The 5,435-nt window shown below is 51.1% G+C and carries 6 protein-coding genes; all 6 read left to right on the forward strand.

Going from position 1 to position 5,435, the window contains the following annotated elements:
- On the forward strand, positions 1-435 hold a 435-nt coding region (locus tag ACP5SG_RS09240), incomplete at its 5' end, for a glutamate ligase domain-containing protein (RefSeq protein WP_428123889.1).
- 55 nt (positions 436-490) lie between these two features.
- Positions 491-1,630 carry an undecaprenyldiphospho-muramoylpentapeptide beta-N-acetylglucosaminyltransferase gene (gene murG, locus ACP5SG_RS09245; protein ID WP_424661091.1) on the forward strand — a complete coding sequence of 380 codons (1,140 nt, stop codon included), beginning with the start codon at positions 491-493 and terminating at the stop codon, positions 1,628-1,630.
- Positions 1,631-1,645: 15 nt separating this feature from the next.
- Complete coding sequence (gene murC / locus ACP5SG_RS09250; RefSeq protein WP_237887586.1) at positions 1,646-3,040, forward strand: UDP-N-acetylmuramate--L-alanine ligase; 1,395 nt, start codon at positions 1,646-1,648, stop codon at positions 3,038-3,040.
- Complete coding sequence (gene murB / locus ACP5SG_RS09255) at positions 3,030-3,938, forward strand: UDP-N-acetylmuramate dehydrogenase (protein ID WP_424661090.1); 909 nt, start codon at positions 3,030-3,032, stop codon at positions 3,936-3,938. Before murC ends, murB begins: the two co-directional genes overlap by 11 nt.
- Positions 3,935-4,762, forward strand: coding sequence for a cell division protein FtsQ/DivIB (locus tag ACP5SG_RS09260; protein WP_424661089.1), 828 nt, complete (start codon positions 3,935-3,937; stop codon positions 4,760-4,762). The genes murB and ACP5SG_RS09260 overlap by 4 nt, the downstream gene beginning before the upstream one ends.
- Positions 4,763-4,770: 8 nt before the next feature.
- The coding region (ftsA, locus tag ACP5SG_RS09265; RefSeq protein WP_428123897.1) for a cell division protein FtsA at positions 4,771-5,435 on the forward strand (665 nt) is incomplete at its 3' end.

The following is a 5,435-nucleotide window of genomic DNA, read 5'->3' on the forward strand; positions in this document are numbered from 1 at the left end:
AGGATAGAATGGGTAGCTACAAAGAATGGGATAAATTATTATGATGACTCGAAAGGGACGAATGTTGTCTCTGTGATCAAGGCCATTGAGTCAATAGACGGGCCTGTTGTACTAATAGCCGGCGGAAGGGGTAAGGGCGAAGATTACAGCCCACTTCGCCACTATGCAGAGTCGGGTCGGGTCAGCGCCTTTGTGCTTATGGGCGAGGAGGCGTCGGTTATCAAAGATGCCGTGGGCGTGGCCGTTCCTGTATTTGAGATCGTCGAGACAGACGGATGGCAGGCTATGCGGGAGGCCGTAAGGCTGGCCGCACTCAATGCGGAGGATGGCGGCGCAGTGCTCCTCTCCCCAGCCTGTGCAAGTTTCGATATGTTTGAAGATTATAGGGAACGCGGGCTTGCCTTTAAAAAGGCGGTTCTTGAGCTCGAGGTATAAATGACACCAGCGATGCGTTGCGGACTATAAAGGTCTGGCTGGACAGCGGGTCTTTGTGTCGGTCATTGGTGGGGAGTATATGGAAAGGCAGGTTGATGGGAGGGGTGCTCCTTTGAGGCTTGTTGTAGCAGGCGGCGGCACAGGCGGTCATGTCTTTCCTGGAATTGCGGTGGTTGAGGCGCTTTCGGAGGTGTCTCCCGTAGAGGTCATGTGGATAGGTGCAGGACGTCCGGTTGAGAAAGAGGTCTTGAAGGATCGGCCTTGGCGTTATCGTGTGCTTGAAGTTAGGCCCCTTCTTGGAGTAGGCGGGTTCGGCATGGCCAGATCCATTTTGGGTCTACCGTATCATATATCAAGGTCATTTGTGTGGCTCAGGGATTTCAGACCCGATATAGTATTCGGTGTAGGAGGCTATGTCTCAGGGCCTGTACTGCTGGCTGCAAGGATCTTGGGGATGCCCACCGTACTGCATGAGCAGAATCTGGTACCCGGCCTTGCCAACCGAATTGCAGCTAGATTTGTAAATGCCGTCCTCTTGAGCTTTGAACAGGCGGAAATGGCTTTTCCGAAGGCCAAGACTGTTGTTACGGGGAACCCTGTCCGTCCATCATTGTTGTTTAATTATAAAGAAGAGGCAAGGGCGGCTGGTGCTCCTTTGAGGCTTTTGATAATAGGAGGGAGCCAGGGTGCAAGGGGTTTGAACAGGCTTGCAAGTTCAGCCGTTGCGTTGCTTTCAAAATCAGGCGTCAGGCTTGAGATAATGCACCAGACAGGTCCTGTCGACCTCGAGGCGGTGAGGTCTTTATATGATGAGGTCGGGGTCAAGGCTGTGGTCTATCCGTTCATAAATGACATGGCCATGGCATATTCATGGGCCGATCTCGTTATCTGCAGGGCCGGGGCCGGTACTATTGCAGAGCTTACGGCACTTGGCAAGCCATCTGTTCTTATTCCCTATCCAGCTGCAGCGGATAGACATCAAGATGCCAATGCAAAGGCGCTTGCGGATGCCGGCGGGGCCATATATTTTTGTGAAGAAGATATCGGGGCCGTAAAGATGGCCTCGGAGATACAGGCCTTGCTGGAAGATCAAACCAGTCTTAAAAAGATGGCCGAGAAGGCCAAGGAGATGGGCAGGCCTGATGCAGCAAAGGCCATAGCCTCGATTCTTGTGGATATGGCGGTTAAAAGATAACAATCACGGTGGATCATGTATAAGAAACAGCATATACATTTTGTTGGTATAGGCGGGATAGGCATGAGTGGACTTGCAAGGCTCCTTTTGGGCCTTGGATATGATGTCTCGGGGTCGGACCTGCGAGAGACCGAGATAACTAGGTCCCTTGTCCAGATGGGCGGCGTTGTATACAAGGGTCATGAGGCCAAAAATGTCGAAGGGGCGGATGTAGTGGTCTATTCTTCTGCTGTAAAGGAGTCGAACCCAGAGATCAGGGCAGCCATGGCAAAGGGAGTACCTGTCATTCCCAGGGCAGAGATGCTGGCGGAGATCATGCGGTTGAAAAAATTCGGCATAGCTGTTGCCGGCGCGCATGGGAAGACAAGCACTACATCTATGGTGGCATCGGTGTTGAATTCAGGCGGTCTTGATCCTACAGTTGTGATCGGAGGCAAGGTAAAGAGTCTTGGCGCGAACGCCTGCTGGGGACAGGGTGAATTTGTGGTGGCCGAGGCCGATGAGAGCGATGGAAGCTTTCTGCACCTCACGCCGAGTATCGCCGTGGTGACCAATATAGACATGGAGCATTTGGATTACTATTCATGCAAGGATGATATATTGGATGCCTTTACGGCCTTTCTCGGACGAGTGCCGTTTTATGGACTGGCCATACTTTGTAATGATGATGCCATGAGCCGGCTGATACTTCCCAGGATAAAGAAGCGTGTCATGACATATGGCATAGGAAATGGCGCCGAACTTGAGGCGAGGGATATATCCTTTGGCGGTATGGGGGTGTCTTATATCGCATTTTGGCGTGGGTCCAGATTGGGCCGCATAGATATGAAGGTCCCAGGTCTTCATTATCTGCGCAATTCGCTTGCCGCCATGGCTGTAGGACTTGAACTTGAAATACCATTTGAGTGTATAAAAAATGGGCTGAACGCCTATGAAGGTGTAGGCAGGCGCTTTGAGGTTCTTGGTGATATTGATGGCATAACGGTGGTGGATGATTATGCCCATCACCCGACTGAGATTGAGGCTACTCTCAAGGCGGCCAGGTCGTGTTGGCCTGACAGGAGGTTCGTCGTACTCTTTGAGCCGCATCGTTATTCCAGGACCAAGGCCCTTATGGACGAATTTGCCGTGGCCTTTAAAGAGGCGGACGAGGTCTGGATAACCGAGATATACCCGGCGAGTGAGACCCCCATAGTTGGCGTAAGCGGCGAGCGTCTTTCAAGGGTTATAAAAGACAGGTCGGCGATGTCTGTGCATTTTGTCAAGGCGTGTAGCGATCTTCCGGATGCAGTGACTGGTTCGCTTCGTCCAGGAGATGTGGTTTTTACCCTTGGGGCCGGTTCAATAGGACAGATCGGTCGGATGATATTGAGCAAATTAGGGTCAAAGGAGATGGCGGTTGCCCTTTAGAGATCTTGCAAAAATAGACGGCATCGAGCTCTTCAGAGACCTGCCCCTTGCGCCTCTTACCACCTTTCGTATAGGCGGCAGGGCAAAGATCTTCGTGAGGCCGAGGCGGATAGTTGCGCTTGAAGCGGCGTTGGCCTGTCTTCAAGATAAGGGCGTCGCCTACAAGATACTCGGTCGTGGGAGCAATCTCCTGATCGACGACAAGGGCGTTGAGGCGGTGATTTCCCTTGCGGCCCTTAATGCATTAAGGGATCTTGTCCCGGATGAAAGTGGCGGGTCCATCCTGACCGTAGAGGCTGGCCACGGGCTTGGCAGACTTATCTCGTGGACATCAGCCAGGGGGCTTTCTGGCCTTGAGGGTCTCTGCGGCATTCCGGGGAGCGTTGGCGGTGCGGTTAAGATGAATGCAGGGGCCGGGACATGGTGTATTGCACATATACTCCATTCAGTATGTTTCACAGGACCAGGCGGGAGTTGCTGGGTGTCTGGTGACAGGCTCGAATACGGCTATCGGAGTCTTGAAGTGCCTAGTGGTGCTGTTGTGTCGATGGTGAGGCTGCGTCTTTTTCAGAAGGAGCGGTCAAGCATCTATTCGGAGATAAGGGCCTTGATGAAAAAGAGGACCAAAACCCAGCCCTTAGGAAGGCCTAGTGCAGGGTGTATTTTTAAAAATCCTCCAGGTGATTCGGCTGGGAGGCTGATAGACCTATGCGGACTTAAGGGTCTTGCGGTGGGAGGCGCAGAGGTTTCGTTCATCCATGCAAACTTTATCATCAACAGGGGTGGCGCAAGTTCTGCTGATGTGATCCGACTCATGGATATCGTTAAAGACACGGTCAGGTCAATTACAGGTATAGAACTTGCGCCTGAGGTTGCAATTTGGGGTATGAGACAATGAATGTCAGGACTTCTTACAGGGGTGGCAAGGGCATACATCAAAGGCTGGCTGATAGAAAGATCCACGGGGTATCGATCTTTTTTAAGACTAACTTCCTGCTGTTAAAAAGATCTTTTTTTATCTTTTTGATATTGGCGGTCGGTTATGGTTCATGGCATTGGATGTGTCATAGCCGGTATTTTTGTCTAAATAAGATACTGGTTGAGGGTGGACCGCACATGAGCCATGAAGATCTTCTCAGACTGACTGGCCTAACCTCCAGGACCAATATCTTGGCCGTCAATTTGGATTCAATCAAAAGCGCTATAGAAAGGTATCCTTGGGTCAAGAAGGCAGAGGTCAGGCGCAGGCTGCCTGACCGGCTGATTATTATGATTAAGGAGCGTGTTCCGGTTGCCGCTATGGAATCAGGCGGTAAGATGTATCTAGTGGACGGTACCGGGGCCGTTTTCAAAGAGGCTGCGCCAGCAGAGGTCGGATCTCTGCCTGTGATAACCGGCGCTGATCATATGGATGCCAAGAGGGGCATCCTTTCAGGGTTTGCAATGAAGGCCTTGGAGCTCATAACAATGGCTGGACAAGGTACGAGGACCTTGGGTGCTGGCAACATCAAGAAGATAATAATTACAAACAACGGTGATCTAATGCTCTATACGGTGGATCACGATACCCTCATTCATTTTAAGGCACATAACATCAAGACACAATTTGCAAGGGCTGAAAAGATACTTTTCCAGCTTTATAGATCTGGCAAATATGAAAGGGTCGCAAGTATTGACCTTGATTACGGCCAGGATATGGCAGTGGCAAGACTTAAAGACTAGGAGACCAAATGGCCGAAAGACCTTGTGATATATTGGTTGGCCTTGATATCGGCACTACGAAGATATGCGCTGTGGTAGGAGAGGTCAGAGAGGATGGCATAGAGATAATCGGGGTGGGCTTTCATCCATCAATCGGCCTTAAAAAAGGTGTGGTAATAAATGTGGAAAGTACGGTGAAGTCCATAAGAAAAGCGGTTGAAGACGCAGAGCGTATGGCCGGGATGGAGATAGATTCCGTTTGTATAGGCATAGCAGGTAGCCACATAAAAGGTATTAACAGCCATGGTGTAATAGCCATAAAGGGCCAGGAAGTCAGTCAGGAAGATATAGAAAGGGTCCTAGATGCGGCAAAGGCGGTTGCCATCCCGCTTGACAGGGATATACTTCATGTGCTTCCCCAGGAATATATTGTGGATGATCAGGGCGGTATCATGGATCCTGTGGGCATGACAGGCGTGAGGCTTGAGGCTAGGGTACACATAGTCACAGGGGCTGTAACGGCCGTCCAGAACCTTGTTAAGTGCACCAACCGGGCAGGTCTTGATGTATCGGATATAGTTCTTCAACCCCTGGCCTCTGCCTCAGCTGTGCTTACACAGGAGGAAAAGGATCTCGGGGTTGGGCTTATTGATTTTGGTGGAGGTACTACTGACGTGGCGTTGTTCGTCGATGG

The sequence above is a fragment of the Dissulfurimicrobium sp. genome (genome assembly GCF_049968175.1).
GTDB classification, from domain to species: Bacteria; Desulfobacterota; Dissulfuribacteria; order Dissulfuribacterales; family Sh68; genus Dissulfurimicrobium; species Dissulfurimicrobium hydrothermale.

Excerpts from the sequence above, each read along its gene's own strand:
- ACP5SG_RS09260 (WP_424661089.1), top strand. The coding sequence starts at position 3,935 with ATGAATGTCAGGACTTCTTACAGGGGTGGCAAGGGCATACATCAAAGG.
- murC (WP_237887586.1), top strand. The coding sequence starts at position 1,646 with ATGTATAAGAAACAGCATATACATTTTGTTGGTATAGGCGGGATAGGC.